The following is a 16,041-nucleotide window of genomic DNA, read 5'->3' on the forward strand; positions in this document are numbered from 1 at the left end:
AGAAAAGCCCGGCGGGCGTCAGTTGGGGGATTCCCTTGGACGCCGCCGCGCGCCTCAACGCCCCAGCATCGGCCACACGCGCTCGACGCGCGACGCCACCCAGGCCGCGACCACCGCCTTGGCCAGATCGCCCGGCAGGAATACCGCCACCGCCATCGCCGCCTTCGCCAGGCCCATCTTCGTCACGGCGGCCAGCCAGGGCACGCCGCAGGCGTAGACCACGACGATGCCGCCGACCACGCAGGCCAGCACGTAGCCCGCGAATTGCGCCCAGCCGCCCGTGGCGCGGCCGGCAAGACGCCGCGCCAGCCAACCGGTGACAAAGGCGCCTACCACCAGGCCCACCAGGAAACCGCCGGTGGGCCCGAAAAAGGCGCCCAGCCCTCCCCGGCCGCCCGGTAGAACGGGCAGGCCGACCGCCGCCAGCACCAGGTACAGCAGGCAGGCCAGCGCGCCGCGGACCGGACCCAGCATCGCGCCCGCCAGCATGGCGCCCAGGGTCTGCAAGGTGACCGGCACCGGTATGGCGGGCAGCGGAATCGGCGGGATCAGGCTCAGGACGACGATCAGCGCCGCGAACAGCGCAATCAGCACGGTATTACTGGATTTCACGGTATTCCCCTTTGGGAGATGAAACAGGACGCGCAGCGCTCAGTGGCTGCGCGCGTCGATCGCTTCGGATACTTCCTGGGCCCGCTTCAAGGTCAGCACGATCAAGGGCACGATCAGCGCCACCGGATTGGCGCCCAGGCCGCGGGCGGCCTGCGCTTCGCGGATTTCCTGGAAATTACGCCAGATCTCGGGAACGAAGCGCAGCGTCAGCGCCAGGGCCAACGCAACCTTGCCGGCGTCGACCAGACGCATGCGCTCCAGCGGCATCAGCGCCTTTTCGCAGACGGCGATCAGGTCGGACGTGCGAGTGGACAGCGTCACGGCCAGGGCCAGGCCGACCATCGCCGCCACGCGCAGCAGTACGGCCAGCGCCTCCAGCCAGCCCTGGAACCAGGCGGTGAACGCGCCCACGGCCAGCAGCACCCAGGCCAATCCCCGGACCTGCCGCCAGACCGAGGCCGCCGCGACGCCCGTGGACCAGACCAGCACAGCGGCGGCCAGGAAGGCCAACGCCAGCCAGCGCGGGTCGCGCAGCACGAACAGGCCCGCGCCCGCCGCCATCAGCGCCAGCAGCTTCAACCAGGCGGGCAGGCGGTGCAGAACCGAATCGCCCGCAACATATAGCGGTTCCATCATGCGCAGTGCTCCCGGTACCAGCGCAGCGCGGCGGCCGGACTGTCGTCGGCCGCGATATTGCCGTCGCGCACCACCACGACCCGGTCGAAATCCTCCAGCAGCTCCAGGTCGTGGCTGACCACGATGGCGTCATGGGGCAGGCCCGCGATGGCGTCGCGCACCCGGTTGCGGTTGCGCAGGTCCAGCTGGGTGGTGGGTTCGTCGAATACGATCAGCGCCGGCTCCATGACCAGCACCGCGGCCAGCGCGACCAGTTGGCGTTCGCCGCCCGACAGCGTGTGGCTGGTCCGGTCCGCCAGGTGGCCCACGCCCAGATGCCCCAACTGAGCCTCGATGCGGGCTTCGCGCTGCTGGCGGTCCGGCGCCAGCTGCTTCAGGCCGAATGCCAGGTCTTCGCGCACGATGGGAAAGACAATCTGGTTTTCGGGATTCTGGAACACGAATCCGACCTGGCGACGCACCGCCTTGAGGTCGCGCCGGGTATCCAGTCCGCCGACCCGCACGCTGCCCGCGGAGGGCAGCACCAGACCGTTGATCAGGCGCGCCAGCGTGCTCTTGCCGGCGCCGTTGGGGCCGACGATGCCGATGCGGCGTTCGGCCAGCGTCAGGCTCACCCCGGTCAGCACCTGCGCCTGGGGCGTGGAAACAACCGCCTGGTCAAACTCGATTAACATGGGGCGGGATTATGCCCGAACCATTTCGGGCATCGGGACTCCAAGAGCTCATATGGACAAAGTACGCAAATCCGACGCCGAATGGCGTGCCCAGCTTTCCCCCGAAGAATACGTCGTCACCCGTGAAAAGGGTACGGAACGCGCGTTCACCGGGCGCTACTGGAATACGTTCTCGCACGGCATCTACCGCTGCGTGGGCTGTGGCACGGCGCTGTTCGCTTCCGACACCAAATTCGATGCCGGCTGCGGCTGGCCCAGCTACTTCCAGCCGCTGGATCCTGAGCTGGTGCGCGAGGAACGCGACGTCAGCCACGGCATGGTCCGCACCGAAGTGCTGTGCAATGTCTGCGACTCGCACCTGGGGCACGTCTTCCCCGACGGCCCCGAGCCCACCGGGCTGCGCTACTGCATCAATTCCCTGTCGATGACGTTTGAACCCATAGAAGACTGAATGAAGAAGTTCCTGTTCGACCTGTTTCCGCTGTTCCTTTTCTTCATCGCCTACCGGTACACGGACATCTTCATCGCCACGGGCGTCGCCATGGCGGCGGCCGTGCTGCAGATCGTCTGGCTGAAGGCGACCGGCCGCGCCACCGAGGCCATGCACTGGATCAACCTCACGGTCATCCTGGTGTTCGGCGGCGCCACGATCTGGCTGCACAGCGACGTCTTCATCAAGTGGAAGCCCACGGTGCTGTACTGGCTGTTCGGCGGCGCGCTGGTGTTCGCTCGCCTCCTGTTCGGCCGCAACCTGATCCGCCGCCTGATGGAAAAGCAGATCCAGCTGCCGGACGCCGCCTGGGAACGCCTGAACTTGGTCTGGGCCGGCTTCTTCCTGGTGGCCGGCGCGCTCAATCTGTATGTGGCGTTTTCCGGCCACTTCACCGAGTCGCAATGGGTCAGCTTCAAGGCCTTCGGCTTGATGGGTCTGATGGTGGTCTTCGTGATCGGCCAGTCGATCTGGCTGGGCAAGCACATCCAGACCGAGGAACAGGCCCCCTCCTCCGATACCCCGCCCCGCCAGCCCTGAAGCGCTCCGATTCCCCTGCCGGCGCGCCCGCCCCCCAGCCCGCGCGCCGGAACTTGATACCCGTCCCCATGTCAGACACCACCGACCGCATTTCCCTTATCCGGGAGCGGCTAGCCGCCCTGGAACCCGTCAGCCTCGACATCCTGGACGACTCGCATTTGCATGCCGGCCACGAAGGCAGTAAAAACGGCGCCGGCCACTATCGCGTGATCATCGTAGCGCCTTGCTTTGCGGGGCTCTCCGCCGTTGCGCGGCATAGGCTGGTGTATCATCATTTGCAAGATTTGATCCCCTATCCGATTCATGCGCTTGCGCTAGATGCCCAGGCTCCCAAATAGTAAGTAAAAGGATATTCATGAAACGCATCGTCATGCTGGCTGCGGCCTGCGTCATCGCCGTGCCGGCTTTTGCTCAGAACGTGGCTACCGTCAACGGCAAGGCCATTCCGCAAAAGAGCCTGGATCAATTCGTCAAGCTGCTGGTCAGCCAGGGCGCCACCGATTCGCCGCAACTGCGCGAACAGGTCAAGCAGGAAATGATCAACCGCCAGATCTTCGTGCAGGCCGCCGAAGCCGGCGGCATCGCCAAGCAAGCCGACGTCCAGACCGAAATCGAACTGGCCCGCCAAGGCATCCTGGTGCGCGCCCTGATGGCCGACTACCTGGCCAAGCACCCGGTGTCGGACGCCAAGGTCACGGCCGAATACGAGAAGATCAAGAAGGAACAAGCCGGCAAGATGGAATACAAGGTCCGCCATATCCTCGTCGAAGACGAGAAGACGGCGAACGACCTGCTGGCCCAGATCAAGAGCAACAAGAGCAAGTTCGGCGACCTGGCCAAGAAGAACTCCAAGGACCCCGGCAGCGCCGAAAAGGGTGGCGACCTGGGTTGGGCTCCCCCGACCAACTACGTCCAGCCGTTCGCGCAGGCCGTGACGCAGCTGAAGAAGGGCGAACTGGTCGACAAGCCGGTGCAGACCCAGTATGGCTGGCACATCATCATGGTCGACGACACCCGTCCGGTGGAATTCCCGCCGCTCGACCAGGTGCGCCCGCAACTGGAAGAAATGCTGCGCCAGCAAACCCTGGCCGACTACCAGAAGGAACTGCGCGAAAAGGCCAAGATTCAGTAAGCCTTGCCGCACAGATGAAAAATGCCCGCGCAAGCGGGCATTTTTTATGCCTGGATCTTGCGCCGGAATCTGGCGCAGCCTGGCGGCGTACCGGCCTCTCAGGCCAGCGCCCGCTGCAAATGATCGTTCCAGAGGCGGCCTTCCAGCAGCGGCGACAGATGGCCATAGCGCCCGTCCACGCCAATCTGGACGATGTTGGCCGGGTATGGCTCGCGCGCCCGGGCGCCCGGATCGTCCGGCGCGAACAGCTCGTCGGACGCGCAGCGCAGCCATCGCACCGGTGTCGAACTGCCCGACAAGGCCGCGCGCGCGTCGTAGCGGCAGGCGGCCGACCGTAGCGCCGCCATGGCCCAGGGCGAAAACCGCGCCGCCCAGGCCTGGGCATCGGCCCGCAGGCGCTGCTCCAGGTCGGACTCGCTCTTGTGCTCACCCTTGTCGGCCAGCCACTGCGCATAGCCATAGCGGCGCAAGGTGGAGCAGCGCAATTCGACCCATTCGTTCCAGGCCGCTTCATCGCCCGCGTCAAGCGCGGCGGCGATCCGGCGCAGGCGCTGCGCGTCTGCCATGCTGCCGCCACCAAGCGGCGCCGAGGCCAGCACCACGACCCGCCCCACCGGCAGCGGCGCAGCCACCGCCCACTGGAACGCCTGGTAGCCGCCATAGGAATAGCCGACCACGGCATCCAGCCGCTCGACACCCAGGGCGCGCAACCATTCCCCCTGCAGGCGCACGCCATCGGCAATCGACACGTCGGGAAATTCACCAGCCAGGGCGCCGTCCGGGCCGCTGCTGCCGAAGCAGGAACCCAGCGCATTGGGCGACAGCACGCAGGTATCGCGCGTGTCCAGCGCGGCCCCCGGCCCCAGCCATGGACTGGCCCAGCCAGCATCGGGATGGGCGTCGCCCTGATCCGGACGCAAGGCCTGGTGGCTGCCCGAGATGCCGTGCAACAACAGCACCACGGCGCGTGCACGCCCGGGCGCCGGGCCGTAGCGGGCCCAGGCCAGCGCGGCCGGGGCCAGCGTGCCGCCGCCGTCCAGGCGCAGGCCGCCGAATTGCGTCACGCCGGCGGCGTGATCCGCGGACAAGTATGCCGCCACGGCAAGCTCCTAGACCGGACGTTCGCCCATGACCGTCGTGCGGTAGATCGTGCGCCGCATGCTGGCAGGCAGTTCGCGGGTAGTCGCCTTGTGCATCACGCAGCGGTTGTCCCACATGACCACGTCGCCCGGCTCCCACTGCAACGCATACTGGTACTTCTGCTGCGTGCAATGCGCGAACAATCGGTCCAGCAGGTCCTGGCTGTCCGCCTCGCCCCAGCCGGCCACCTCCGCCGTCATGCCCGGGTGCACATAGAGCGCCTTGCGGCCAGTCTCGGGATGCATACGCACGATGGGGTGCTCCACGTCCGGGGTGCCGGCCAGTTGGCTCGCGTCCATGGTGACCCGGGTGCCCTCCTCGGCCTTGGTGTTCTTGCGCCGGTAGCGGTGCACCGCCCGCAGCCCCGCCAACTGGGACCGGGTGGCTTCGTCCAGCTCCTCGTAGGCGTGGTACATGTTGATGAACAACGTGTTGCCGCCTTCCGGCGGAATCAGTTGGGCATTGAGTATGGTGGCCTTGGCGGGACACTCCCGGAAGGCGAAGTCCGAATGCCAGTACGAACCGCCGTCGGCAATGCCCGCCGGCACGCCGTTCTTGACCTCGTTGGACAAGACGAATATCTCGGGATACTCGGGGTGGTTGTACTGGGCCAGCACATGGATATCCAGCTCGCCCAGGCGGCGGCTGAAACGCAGCTGGCCTTCGGGCGACAGGCGCTGGCTTTTGAAGACCAGCAACTGATGGCGCAGGAACAGCTGGTTCACGTCCTCGAACGCCGAGTCGTCCAGCGTTTCCAGATCCACGTCCCGCACGGCGGCGCCGATCAGCGGGCTCAGGGGTGTTGCTTTCATCGTCAGGCTCCTGCAGGGATTCAGGGAAGGCGGTGCACGCAGGCCTCGGTGCGCACCAGGGGTTCCGCGCCGTGCTCTCCGATCAGCACCGGATACTCCAGCCGCATGCCGCCCGCGCCGGGCCGGTACAAGTGCGTACCCAACGCCACCACCATGCCCGGCGTCACGACGTCGCGGCTGCGCAGGTTGATGAAGGGCCGGGTGCGCGCGCAGGTGCCCAGGCCATGGCCGAACAGCGGCAGGCCGAATTCGCTCAGGCCGTGCTTCTCGAACACGGCGATGCCGCGGCTCGCGCACTCCGCTATCGGCCGGCCGGGCGTCAGGGAGGCGAGCATGGTCTGCACGGTCTCTTCCCAGCAGTCGATCAGCTTGCTCTGGACCGGGTCCGGCTTGCCCAGGAACACGGGCAAGGCGGTATCCGCCATGTAGAGATCCAGCAATGGGTGCAGGTCCAGGATCACGAATTCGTCCTGCCGGATGGCGCGGTCGGTCGCCTGCTGCGTGACGCCGCGCAAAAAGCCGGTGCGCTCGCCCGCGCCGACCTCGGTGCCGCCCGTCACGGCCCAGGACCAGGTGCTGCCGCGCCGCCGGATCGCGCGCTCGATCTCGCCGGCGATCTCGTTTTCGGTCGCCCCCGCCCGCACCGCGTTCATGCCTTGTTCGAAGCCGTAGTCCGAGACCTCCGCCGCATGGCGCAGGCGTTCGATCTCCGCGGCATCCTTGATCAGCATGACGTCGTCGATCACGTCCACGCCGTTCGCGAAGCGGATGTCGGGGAGGTGGCTGGACAGGTCGAAGTACTCGGCCGCGGTCAGCATGCCCGGCGCCACCTGCGCGGCCCCCGGGTGCGACAGGTCCAGCGCGACCTTGCCGCGCGTCAGCCCGTGATGCTCCAGGCGTTGGCGTATCAGCTGCGGGAAGTCCGAGAATTCGAATTCGTACATTTCCATCTGGTGGCCCTCGGCTCGCACGCGCGAAGCGTCCATGGCCCAGTAGATGAATTCGCAATGGCCGTCGGCGGTCACCAGCACCGCGCCGCGCCAGGGCATGAAGGCTCCGCTCAGGTAGTGCAGCGCGCCCTGGCGGGTGCCCAGGTAGGCATTAAAACCGAGTTCTCGCGCGTGCTGCGCGACGCGCTTGCGGCGCGCCTGAAAATCGATGGACTGCATGGATGGCTCCTTGTTGGGGACTTCAGGAAACGGACGCGCCGGAGGCTTTGACGACGGGCGCCCATTTCTCGGTTTCGTCGGCGGTGAAGCGGGCAAAGTCGTCGGGCGTGCTGACTACCGGGTCGGCGGCCTGGGACTGCAACTGTTCCCGCACGCGGGGATCGGCCAGCGCCCGGGCGATTTCCTGCTGCAGGCGGTCGACGATGGGGCGCGGCGTGCCGGCGGGCGCGAACACGCCGATCCAGGACGTCATGGCGTAGCCCGGAAGGGTTTCGGCCACGGCCGGGATGTCGGGCGCGGCCGGCGAACGCTCGGGCCCGGTGACTGCGATGGCGCGCAGCTTGCCCGCCTTGATCAGGGGCTGGGCGATGACCAGGCTATCGAAGGCCAGATCGGCCTGTCCGCCGATCACGTCCGTGAGCGCCGGCAGGCTGCCCTTGTACGGGATGTGCTGCATCTGCACGCCGGCCATTTCGTTGAACAGTTCGCCGGACATGTGCATGGACGTGCCGCTGCCGCCCGAAGCGCGGTTGAGCTTGCCGGGATGCGCCTTGGCATAGGCGATCAGGTCCGCCACCGAATGGATGGGCAGCTTGGGATTGACCACCACGACCAGCGGATACGACACGACCTGCGTCACCGCCGTGAAGTCCTTCAGCGGCTGGAACGGCATGGCCTTGTACAGGGTCTGGTTGATGGCGTTGGTGCCTATCGTGCCCATCAGGATGGTGTAGCCGTCCGGGGCAGCCTTGGCCACGGCGTCCGCGCCGATGTTGCCGCCGGCGCCTGGCTTGGCCTCGACGATCACCGTCACGCCCATGCTCTGCGTCATGCGCTCGGCCAGCAACCGGGTGACGATTTCCGTCGGGCCGCCGGCCGCGGCGGGCACCACGAAGCGGATGGGTTTGCTGGGATAGGCTTCGGCCGCGCCGGCGGCGGAACTGGCCGCCGCCCCTACCGCCAGGGCGCACGCGCCCAGGGCGCGCAATAGTCTCCTGCACATGGCATGTCTCCGTTTATGCGGGACGTACCGGGCGGGTGCCCTGGCCGACCCATCTAATTAACGAACAATTGTTCGCTAATTGGCATTTTATGGAGATTGCCGCGGATGTCAAACTACAATCGAGCCTTCAACGACAAGACCGCCGATACATGGACACGACATTGCCGGAACCGAAAGAAAGGAAAGAGGAGTTTCTGGACAGCCTCGCCAACGGGCTGCAATTGCTGCAAATCTACGCCACCGGCGTGGCCAGCGTGACCGTGCAGGAGGCCGCCGAACAGCTCGACGTGACGCGCGCGGCATCGCGGCGCATTCTGCTGACGCTGGAAAAGCTGGGTTATGTGCGGCAGGACGGCAGGGATTTCTCGCCCACGCCCAAGGTCATGGACCTGGGCTACGCCTATTTCGCTTCGCTGAGCCTGCCCAAGCTGACCCGCGCGACCATGCGCGAAGTCGCCCAAAGCGTGGGGGAAACCTGCTCGCTGGGGGTGCTGGACCGGCAGCACGTCGTCTTTCTGGCGCGCGAGGAAGGCCCCAAGCTGCTCAAGCTGGACCTCTCGGTGGGCAGCCGCCTGCCCGCCTACGCCCATTCCCTGGGCCGCACGCTGCTGTCGACGCTGGATGACGAGGCGCTCGATGCCTATCTGGAAAGCGCCGACCTGAAGCGCCTGACGCCCTACACGACGGTGTCGCGCAGCGCCCTGCGCAAGCTGATCCGGCAGGTGCGCGAGGACGGCTACTGCATTTCGGTCAGCGAACTGGTGGACGGCTTCGCGGGGGTGGCCGTTCCCCTGTACAACCACGAAGGCCGCGCGGTGGCGGGCCTGAGCGTCAGCATGGTGCTCGGCTCCCGCCAACCCGACGAATTGAAGCGGCAGCACCTGCCTGCCTTGCAGCGCGCGGCTACCGCCATCCGCGACATGATGCCGCGCAGCAGCATCTGAACTGGCGGCCGGGCGGCCTCAGCCGCCCTGCTCGCCCAGCAGGGCCTTCAGCCCATCCTCGTCCAGCACCGCGACGCCCAGCTCCTGGGCCTTGGTGAGCTTGCTGCCGGAATCTTCGCCCGCCACCAGGTAGGCGGTCTTTTTGGAGACCGAACCGCTGACCTTGCCGCCGGCCGCCTGGATGCGCATCGAAGCTTCCTCGCGCGTCCAGTTGGGCAGCGTGCCGGTCAGCACGAAGGTCTTGCCGGCCAGCGTCGTGGCTTGCGGCGCCGCATCGGCCACGGGGTTCACGCCCTGCGACTTCAGCTGTTCGATCACGTCGCGGTTGTGCTGTTCCGCAAAGAAGCGGCGGATCGAGGCGGCCACCACCGGCCCCACGTCGGGCACGGAGGACAAGGCGTCCTCGTCGGCGCCCATGATGGCGTCGATGCTGCCGAAATGGCGCGCCACGTCGCGCGCCGTGGTTTCACCCACGTGGCGGATGCCCAGCGCGTACAGCAGGCGGTTCAACCCCGGCGCGCGCGCCTTGTCGATCGCGGCCACCAGGTTGTCGGCGGATTTCTGGCCCATGCGGTCCAGGCCCACCAGCTCCAGCGGGCGCAGGCCGTACAGGTCGGCCAGGGTCTTGACCCGGCCGCTGTCGACCAGCTGGTCCACCAGTTTCTCGCCCAGGCCTTCGATGTCCAGCGCCTTGCGGCTGGCGGCGTGCCACAGCGTCTGCTTGCGCTGCGCGCCGCAGAACAGGCCGCCTGTGCAGCGCGCGATGGTTTCGTCTTCGAGGCGTTCGATGGCCGAGCCGCAGACCGGACAGGCCATCGGCATGACGAACTCGCGCGCGTCGTCCGGCCGCTTTTCCAGCACCGGGCCCAGCACTTCGGGAATCACGTCGCCCGCGCGGCGCACGATAACCGTGTCGCCGATGCGCACGTCCTTGCGGCGGATCTCGTCCTCGTTGTGCAGTGTGGCGTTGGTGACGGTGACGCCGCCAACGAATACCGGCTTCAGGCGCGCCACCGGCGTGATGGCGCCGGTGCGGCCCACCTGCACCTCGATGTCGAGCAAGGTGGTGGTGGCTTCCTCGGCGGCGAACTTGTGCGCCAGCGCGAAGCGCGGCGCGCGCGCCACGAAGCCCAGCACCTTCTGCGCCGGCAGCGAATCCACCTTGTAGACTACGCCGTCGATGTCGTAGGGCAATTCCGGCCGCAGCTGGCCGACCTTGGCGTAGAAGGCCATCAGGCCCTCGGCGCCGCGGGCGCGGTGGTTGTGCTTGACGTTGACCGGCAGGCCCAGCGAGGCCAGCCAGTCCAGCATGGCGCCATGGGACTTCTCGGGCAGTTGCGAGGCCTCGGCCGCGCCCGCCGTCGCCTCGGCGAACAAGCCGCCCTGCGCTCCCGGCAGGCCGTGGATCTCGCCCCAGCCATAGGCGAAGAAGCGCAGCGGGCGCTTGGCCGTGATGCGCGGATCCAGCTGGCGCAAGCTGCCGGCGGCGGCGTTGCGCGGATTGACGAAGACCTTTTCGTCGCGCTTGGCCTGGGCCTGGTTCAGTTTTTCGAAGTCGGCGCGGTTCATCAGCACTTCGCCGCGGACCTCCAGCACCTTCGGCGCCGCGCCCTTGAGCTGTAGCGGAATCGCCTTGATGGTGCGGATGTTGGAAGTGACGTCCTCGCCCGTCTGGCCGTCGCCGCGGGTGGCGGCCTGCACCAGCCGGCCGTCCTCGTAGCGCAGGCTGATCGCCAGCCCGTCCAGCTTGAGTTCACAGAAGTAGTCGGCTTCCTGCGCCGGACCCAGCAGGCCCGCGCCGCGCAGCGTGTCGGTCACGCGGCGGTCGAAGGCCACCACGTCCTCTTCGTCGAAGGCGTTGCCCAGGGACAGCATCGGCACCGCATGGCGCACGCTGCCGAAGGCGGACACAGGCGCCGCGCCCACGCGCTGCGTCGGCGACTCCGGCGTCACCAGCTCCGGATGCTCGGCCTCCAGGGCCTGCAATTCACGCATCAGTCCGTCGTACTCGGCGTCCGAAACGGTGGGGTCGTCGTAGACGTAGTAGCGGACGTTGTGCTGCTCGATTTCGGCGCGCAAGCGCGCCGCGGCCTGCGCCGCGTCTTCACCGCCAGACTTGCTGTTCATTTAAGCAAACACCCTTTGGGCGCGCTCGCTGCCGGCGGGCAGGCCCGCTTGTTCAAGTTGGCCGAACAGCACCTGGAGCCGTTCGTCGATCACCGTTTCCGAGCCGTCGGCCAGGGGCTTGCCCTGATCGTCGACCAGATCCGCGCGCAGCCGGGCGGCCAGGTCGCGACCCACGTCGACCATGCGGCCGAAGGCGCGGGCATCCGCCGGGCTGCAGGGCACGTCCAGCAGCAGGTACAGGCGTTCGATGCCGCCCATGCCGGCATCGAAAGCGGCGCCGTCGGCGCGCGCCAGCGTGAAGCGGGCCACGCCGTTTTCCGCCGGCCAGGCCAGGCGGCTGCCGTCGGCGACGAAGCCGAGGTCGCGCGCCACCGACAGCACCTCGGCCGCGGGCTGGGCGGCGCCCAGCAGCAGGGTCAGGCCGACCTGGGTATCCAGGGCGGCGCAGGTGTCGTCCAAGCGGGCGCCCTGTTCCAGCACGGCCTGCTGGTCCGGGCCTTCGATGGTGGCATCGAAGCGCTCGGCCATGTCCTGGGCGCGGGCCCAGGCCTGGGACCATTCGATGGCGGTCAGCGGGCCGCTGCGGTTGGCCAGCAGCACGGCCAGCTGCATCGAGGCGTAGGTCTCGCCTGCATGGATACGCGCGCGGTGGCGGCGCTGGTCGGTTTCGGCGAACACGCGCATGGGCTTACGGCCCACGTGGCGCAGGCTTTGCATGTAGGGCAGCAGATCGGCGCCGCGCACGGCTTCGGCGAAGTTGATCTCGATGACCACCTCGCAGGCGGGATCGGGCTCTTCCGTGTCGTCGGCATCGCTGCCCGGATCGACCGGGGCCGGCTGGCCGGGCTGGGCGCGAGGAGCCTCGCCGCCCATGCCGGGCTCGCGGCGCGCCGCCGCGGCGCCCGCGGTCGCGGCTGCGCCTGTGGCGGCCCCCGCCCCCAACAGCGGATCCTGCTCGGTGGAGGGGAAATGGGTTTGCATCTTGCGCCGGACGCGCCGGTCCTGCCACCAGTTGAATCCCAGCACCAGCAGTATCAGCAATACGCCCAGGGCTATCAGCCCGATCTGCAAATCACTCATGTATAAATCCCGCGCCGAGACCCCGACGCCCTTCTGAATATTGGGTTTATGCCGCTTCGGAGGCCATCATCTGGACGGCCGAATCTATGTCTACCGCAACGATACGCGAAACCCCTTGCTCTTGCATGGTTACACCGATCAGTTGCTTTGCCATCTGCATCGCGATCTTGTTGTGCGAGATGAACAGGAACTGGGTCTGCTCGCTCATGTTGGCGACCAGGTTCGCGTAGCGTTCCGTGTTGGCGTCGTCCAGCGGCGCGTCCACCTCGTCCAGCAGGCAGAACGGGGCGGGATTGAGCTTGAACAGCGCGAACACCAGCGCGGTCGCGGTCAGGGCCTTTTCGCCACCGGACAGCAGGTGGATGGTGCTGTTGCGCTTGCCCGGGGGCTGGGCCATGACCTGCACGCCGGCGTCGAGGATTTCCTCGCCCGTCATGGTCAGCTTGGCCTCGCCGCCGCCAAACAGCTTGGGGAACAACTCGCCGAAGTGACCGTTGACGACGTTGAAGGTCTCTTGCAGCAGCTCGCGGGTTTCGCGGTCGATCTTGCGGATGGCGTCTTCGAGGGTCTCGATGGCGGTCATCAGGTCCTGATGCTGCGAATCCAGGAAGCCCTTGCGCTCGCGCGAGGTGTTCAATTCGTCCAGCGCCGCCAGGTTGACCGAGCCCAGGGCTTCGATCTGGCGCGAAATGCGGCTGACTTCCGACTGCAGCCAGCTGGCGCGGCGCCATTCGTCGGGCTGGTTGGCCAGATCCTGGGCCAGCGCCTCGCGATCGACCTCGCGCGCGTTCAGCTGTTCGGTGAACTGCTCTTCGGCCAGGCGCGCGGCCTGTTCCTGCAGCTGCAATTCCATGATGCGGGCGCGCCGCGGCTCCAGCGTCTGCTCCTGCTGCAGGCGGTCTTCGTCCGCGCCGCGCAGCAGGGCCGCCAGGTTTTCCAGTTCCTGGCGCGCGCGCGACAGCGCTTCCTCGCGCTCGGCGCGCACTTCCAGGGCGTCCTGCAGGCCGGCCTGGGACGCCGAGGCGTCCAGCTCGACCAGATCCACCAGCAGCTGCTCCAGCTCGACGCTGCCGCGCTGGCTCTGGTCCGCGGCCAATTGCTGATTGCGTTGCAGGTCGGTGATGCGGACCTGGATGCCGCGCTCGGCGAACTCGGCTTCCTGGGCGGCGCGCTCCAGTTCGCGCAGGCCGGCGCGCGCGGCTTCAGCCTGGGCCGCCAGGGTCTCGCCGTCGATCTCGGCGTCGGCGAAACGGGACTGGTGCTCGGCCAGTTCTTCGTCCAGCGCCTCGAAGCGGGCCTCGGCCTCTTCGCGGGCGGCGCGCAGGTCTTCTTCCTGGACCTTGATCTCTTCCAGGTCCTGGCGCAGGCGCGAGGCGCGCTCGCCGGATTGTTCGGCCTGCTGTTGCAGACGCGAGTGTTCCAGCTGGATGTCGTGCACCCGGCGGGTAACCTCCGCCACGCGCTGGCGCGCCGGAGCGATGGCCTGGGACACCTGCTGCCAGGCGACTTCGGCGCGGGCGACCGCGGCGCGCGCCTGGTCGGCGATCAGCTGCTGCGCCTTGATCTCGCGCTGCAGGTTTTCGATTTCCTGCTGGCGCGCTAGCAGGCCGGCCTGTTCGGAATCCGGCGCATAGAAGCGCACGCTGTGCGCGTCGACCAGATGGCCGGCCTTGACCACGCAGGCGCCGCCCGCGGGCAGGGTGGCGCGCATGGCCAGGGCCTGGGTCACGTCGGTGGCCGTGTAGATGCCGCCCAGCCACTCGTTGAGCAGCGTGCGCAGGTCGGGATCGGTGATGCGCAGCAGGCTGGCCAGCGGCGTCAGGCCGGCCGGCGCTGCCGGCGCGGGCGCGGCGGCCGGCAGCTGGTAGAACGCCAGGCGGGCCGGCGGCGCGTCCTCGGCGAAGGCGCGGGCCCAGTCCAGGCTGCGCACCTCCATGGAGGCCATGCGCTCGCGCAGGGCGGCTTCCAGGGCGGTTTCCCAACCCGGTTCGATATGCAGCTTCTGCCACAGGCGCGACAGCCCGGCGAGTTCATGCTTGGCCAGCCAGGGTTCCAGCGCGCCCTGCTTCTGCACGTCTTCCTGCAACTTCACCAGGGCCGACAGGCGGGCCTCCAGGCGCGCCAGGTTCTGGACGTCGGTCTGGGCAGCGGCCTGGGCGCGGCTGCGCTCGGCATCCGCTTCCGGCACGCGGCCTTCCAGGGTGGCGAGTTCTTCCTGGGCTTCCTCGAGCTGGTCCTCGCCCGCGACACGGTCGCCGGCCAGTTGCTCCAGGCGCACGGGATCGGGGCTGTGCAGTTCGCGCAGTTCCTGCTGCAGGCGCTCGCGGCGCTGCTCCAGGGCCTGCATCTGGCGGTCCGCGTCGCGCTGCGACTGCGCCACCAGGGCCAGGTTCTGTTCGACCCGGGCCAGCGCGGCGCGCATCTCGTCGCGCCCCGAGGCGGCTTCGCGCACGCGCTGCTCCACGGCCGGCAGCGAGGCCTGGGCGTCCTCGGCCTTGGCGCGCGCCTCTTCGGTGCGGGCGGCGCCGGCGGCCAGGTCTTCCTCGGCCTGGGCGATCTGTTCAGTGCAGTGCTCGCGCTGCGCGGTCCATTCGCCGATCTGCTGCTGCAGCTGGTCGCGGCGCGCCTGCAGGCGGTTGCGGGAGTCCACGACGTGGCGGATTTCGGCTTCCAGGCGGCTGACCTGGGCATTGGCCTCGTACAGCGCGCCCTGGGCGGTATGAACGGCATCGCTGGCGGCGTAATGGGCCTGGCGCCGGGATTCCAGCGCGGCCTCGCCCGCCCGCAGGCCGGCAATGGCGGCTTCCAGCTCGTTCTGGGCCTGGGCCATTTCCTGGGCTTTCTTGGCGCGCTCCTCGCGCGCCCCGGTTTCCTTCAGGAACCACAGCGCATGCTGCTTCTTTTCGCCGTCAGCCTGGAGCTCGCGGTAGCGCGTGGCGACTTCGGCCTGCGCTTCCAGCTTTTCCAGCTGATTGTTGAGTTCGCGCAGGATGTCTTCGACGCGGGTCAGGTTTTCGCGCGTGTCGGACAGGCGGTTCTCGGTCTCGCGGCGCCGTTCCTTGTAGCGCGACACCCCCGCCGCCTCTTCCAGGAACACCCGCAGTTCCTCGGGGCGCGCCTCAATCAAGCGGTTGATCATGCCCTGGCCGATGATGGCGTAGCCGCGGGCGCCCAGGCCGGTGCCTAGGAAGATGTCGTGGATGTCGCGGCGCCGGACCTGCTGGTTATTGACGAAATAACTGCTGGTGCCGTCGCGGGTCAGCACGCGGCGCACGGCGATTTCGGCGTAGGTGCTCCACTGGCCGGCCGCGCGCCCTTCGCTGTTGTCGAACACCATTTCCACCGAAGCCCGCGCCGCGGGCTTGCGGTTGCCGGAGCCGTTGAAAATGACGTCCTGCATGGACTCGCCGCGCAGTTCCGAGGCCTTGGCCTCGCCCAGCACCCAGCGCACGGCGTCGATGATGTTCGATTTCCCGCAACCATTGGGACCCACCACGCCCACCAGTTGGCTGGGCACGGGAATCACGGTGGGATCGACGAAGGACTTGAAACCGGCGAGTTTTAGCTGAGTAAGACGCACAATACGATGACGACGGGGTGGGTTGAACGAAAGGCGTTAACGGACCTGCCGCACAGATTGCAAACCGGCCCCTGGGGGGCCGGCATACACATGGGTCGTATG

The 16,041-nt window shown here is 67.8% G+C and carries 15 protein-coding genes; 5 read left to right on the forward strand and 10 right to left on the reverse strand.

Annotation, left to right across the window (positions count from 1 at the left end; genetic code table 11):
• Positions 1–54 precede the first annotated feature (54 nt).
• From HWY37_RS10575 to HWY37_RS10585, 3 genes are read right to left on the reverse strand one after another with little or no spacing between them, the layout of a single operon-like run.
• On the reverse strand, positions 55–612 hold the full coding sequence (locus HWY37_RS10575; RefSeq protein ID WP_176088592.1) for a biotin transporter BioY: 558 nt from the start codon (positions 610–612) through the stop codon (positions 55–57).
• 39 nt (positions 613–651) lie between these two features.
• Positions 652–1,248 (reverse strand): energy-coupling factor transporter transmembrane component T family protein, encoded by a 597-nt coding sequence (locus HWY37_RS10580; RefSeq protein WP_176088593.1) that lies wholly within the window; start codon positions 1,246–1,248, stop codon positions 652–654.
• The gene (locus HWY37_RS10585) at positions 1,245–1,922 is read right to left on the reverse strand and encodes an energy-coupling factor ABC transporter ATP-binding protein (protein WP_175209231.1); all 678 of its coding nucleotides are present in this window, start codon (positions 1,920–1,922) and stop codon (positions 1,245–1,247) included. The genes HWY37_RS10580 and HWY37_RS10585 overlap by 4 nt, the downstream gene beginning before the upstream one ends.
• A 52-nt stretch (positions 1,923–1,974) precedes the next feature.
• Here HWY37_RS10585 and msrB point away from each other — a divergent pair, with 52 nt between their 5' ends.
• The 4 genes from msrB to HWY37_RS10605 all read left to right on the forward strand — a co-directional run bounded on the left by msrB (position 1,975) and on the right by HWY37_RS10605 (position 4,084).
• The gene (gene msrB / locus HWY37_RS10590) at positions 1,975–2,373 is read left to right on the forward strand and encodes a peptide-methionine (R)-S-oxide reductase MsrB (RefSeq protein WP_175209230.1); all 399 of its coding nucleotides are present in this window, start codon (positions 1,975–1,977) and stop codon (positions 2,371–2,373) included.
• Positions 2,374–2,952 carry a septation protein A gene (locus HWY37_RS10595; protein ID WP_118931866.1) on the forward strand — a complete coding sequence of 193 codons (579 nt, stop codon included), beginning with the start codon at positions 2,374–2,376 and terminating at the stop codon, positions 2,950–2,952.
• Positions 2,953–3,020: 68 nt separating this feature from the next.
• Positions 3,021–3,290 carry a BolA family protein gene (locus HWY37_RS10600; protein WP_175209229.1) on the forward strand — a complete coding sequence of 90 codons (270 nt, stop codon included), beginning with the start codon at positions 3,021–3,023 and terminating at the stop codon, positions 3,288–3,290.
• A gap of 17 nt (positions 3,291–3,307) precedes the next feature.
• On the forward strand, positions 3,308–4,084 hold the full coding sequence (locus tag HWY37_RS10605) for a peptidylprolyl isomerase (RefSeq protein WP_175209228.1): 777 nt from the start codon (positions 3,308–3,310) through the stop codon (positions 4,082–4,084).
• A 98-nt stretch (positions 4,085–4,182) separates the two neighbouring features.
• Here HWY37_RS10605 and HWY37_RS10610 read toward each other — a convergent pair whose 3' ends face one another.
• The 4 genes from HWY37_RS10610 to HWY37_RS10625 are packed head-to-tail and all read right to left on the reverse strand — an operon-like array spanning position 4,183 to position 8,208.
• Positions 4,183–5,184, reverse strand: a complete 1,002-nt coding sequence (locus HWY37_RS10610) for an alpha/beta fold hydrolase (RefSeq protein WP_175209227.1) — start codon at positions 5,182–5,184, stop codon at positions 4,183–4,185.
• A gap of 9 nt (positions 5,185–5,193) precedes the next feature.
• A complete protein-coding gene (locus HWY37_RS10615; RefSeq protein WP_175209226.1) occupies positions 5,194–6,036 on the reverse strand; it encodes a TauD/TfdA dioxygenase family protein in 843 nt (280 codons plus the stop codon).
• A 20-nt stretch (positions 6,037–6,056) separates the two neighbouring features.
• Positions 6,057–7,205, reverse strand: coding sequence for a M24 family metallopeptidase (locus HWY37_RS10620; RefSeq protein ID WP_176088594.1), 1,149 nt, complete (start codon positions 7,203–7,205; stop codon positions 6,057–6,059).
• A 22-nt stretch (positions 7,206–7,227) separates the two neighbouring features.
• Entirely contained in the window at positions 7,228–8,208 is a 981-nt protein-coding gene (locus tag HWY37_RS10625; protein WP_176088595.1) for a Bug family tripartite tricarboxylate transporter substrate binding protein, read from the reverse strand.
• 149 nt (positions 8,209–8,357) lie between these two features.
• Between HWY37_RS10625 and HWY37_RS10630 the strand changes: the two genes are divergently transcribed.
• On the forward strand, positions 8,358–9,152 hold the full coding sequence (locus tag HWY37_RS10630) for an IclR family transcriptional regulator domain-containing protein (protein WP_176088596.1): 795 nt from the start codon (positions 8,358–8,360) through the stop codon (positions 9,150–9,152).
• An 18-nt stretch (positions 9,153–9,170) separates the two neighbouring features.
• On the opposite strand, the gene ligA is transcribed toward HWY37_RS10630, so the two are convergent.
• From ligA to smc, 3 genes are read right to left on the reverse strand one after another with little or no spacing between them, the layout of a single operon-like run.
• Positions 9,171–11,279: an NAD-dependent DNA ligase LigA gene (gene ligA, locus HWY37_RS10635; RefSeq protein ID WP_176088597.1), complete on the reverse strand. Its 2,109-nt coding sequence runs from the start codon at positions 11,277–11,279 to the stop codon at positions 9,171–9,173.
• Entirely contained in the window at positions 11,280–12,359 is a 1,080-nt protein-coding gene (locus tag HWY37_RS10640; protein WP_176088598.1) for a cell division protein ZipA C-terminal FtsZ-binding domain-containing protein, read from the reverse strand.
• A gap of 46 nt (positions 12,360–12,405) precedes the next feature.
• Entirely contained in the window at positions 12,406–15,939 is a 3,534-nt protein-coding gene (gene smc / locus HWY37_RS10645) for a chromosome segregation protein SMC (protein ID WP_175209220.1), read from the reverse strand.
• Positions 15,940–16,041 lie beyond the last annotated feature (102 nt).

The sequence above is a fragment of the Achromobacter anxifer genome (assembly GCF_903652925.1).
Classification (GTDB): domain Bacteria; phylum Pseudomonadota; class Gammaproteobacteria; order Burkholderiales; family Burkholderiaceae_B; genus Achromobacter; species Achromobacter anxifer.

Coding starts and splice junctions, on each gene's coding strand:
- msrB (WP_175209230.1), top strand. CDS start 1,975: ATGGACAAAGTACGCAAATCCGACGCCGAATGGCGTGCCCAGCTTTCC.
- HWY37_RS10640 (WP_176088598.1), bottom strand. CDS start 12,359: ATGAGTGATTTGCAGATCGGGCTGATAGCCCTGGGCGTATTGCTGATA.
- HWY37_RS10585 (WP_175209231.1), bottom strand. CDS start 1,922: ATGTTAATCGAGTTTGACCAGGCGGTTGTTTCCACGCCCCAGGCGCAG.
- HWY37_RS10615 (WP_175209226.1), bottom strand. CDS start 6,036: ATGAAAGCAACACCCCTGAGCCCGCTGATCGGCGCCGCCGTGCGGGAC.
- HWY37_RS10600 (WP_175209229.1), top strand. CDS start 3,021: ATGTCAGACACCACCGACCGCATTTCCCTTATCCGGGAGCGGCTAGCC.
- HWY37_RS10620 (WP_176088594.1), bottom strand. CDS start 7,205: ATGCAGTCCATCGATTTTCAGGCGCGCCGCAAGCGCGTCGCGCAGCAC.
- ligA (WP_176088597.1), bottom strand. CDS start 11,279: ATGAACAGCAAGTCTGGCGGTGAAGACGCGGCGCAGGCCGCGGCGCGC.
- HWY37_RS10630 (WP_176088596.1), top strand. CDS start 8,358: ATGGACACGACATTGCCGGAACCGAAAGAAAGGAAAGAGGAGTTTCTG.
- HWY37_RS10605 (WP_175209228.1), top strand. CDS start 3,308: ATGAAACGCATCGTCATGCTGGCTGCGGCCTGCGTCATCGCCGTGCCG.
- HWY37_RS10580 (WP_176088593.1), bottom strand. CDS start 1,248: ATGATGGAACCGCTATATGTTGCGGGCGATTCGGTTCTGCACCGCCTG.
- HWY37_RS10595 (WP_118931866.1), top strand. CDS start 2,374: ATGAAGAAGTTCCTGTTCGACCTGTTTCCGCTGTTCCTTTTCTTCATC.
- HWY37_RS10625 (WP_176088595.1), bottom strand. CDS start 8,208: ATGTGCAGGAGACTATTGCGCGCCCTGGGCGCGTGCGCCCTGGCGGTA.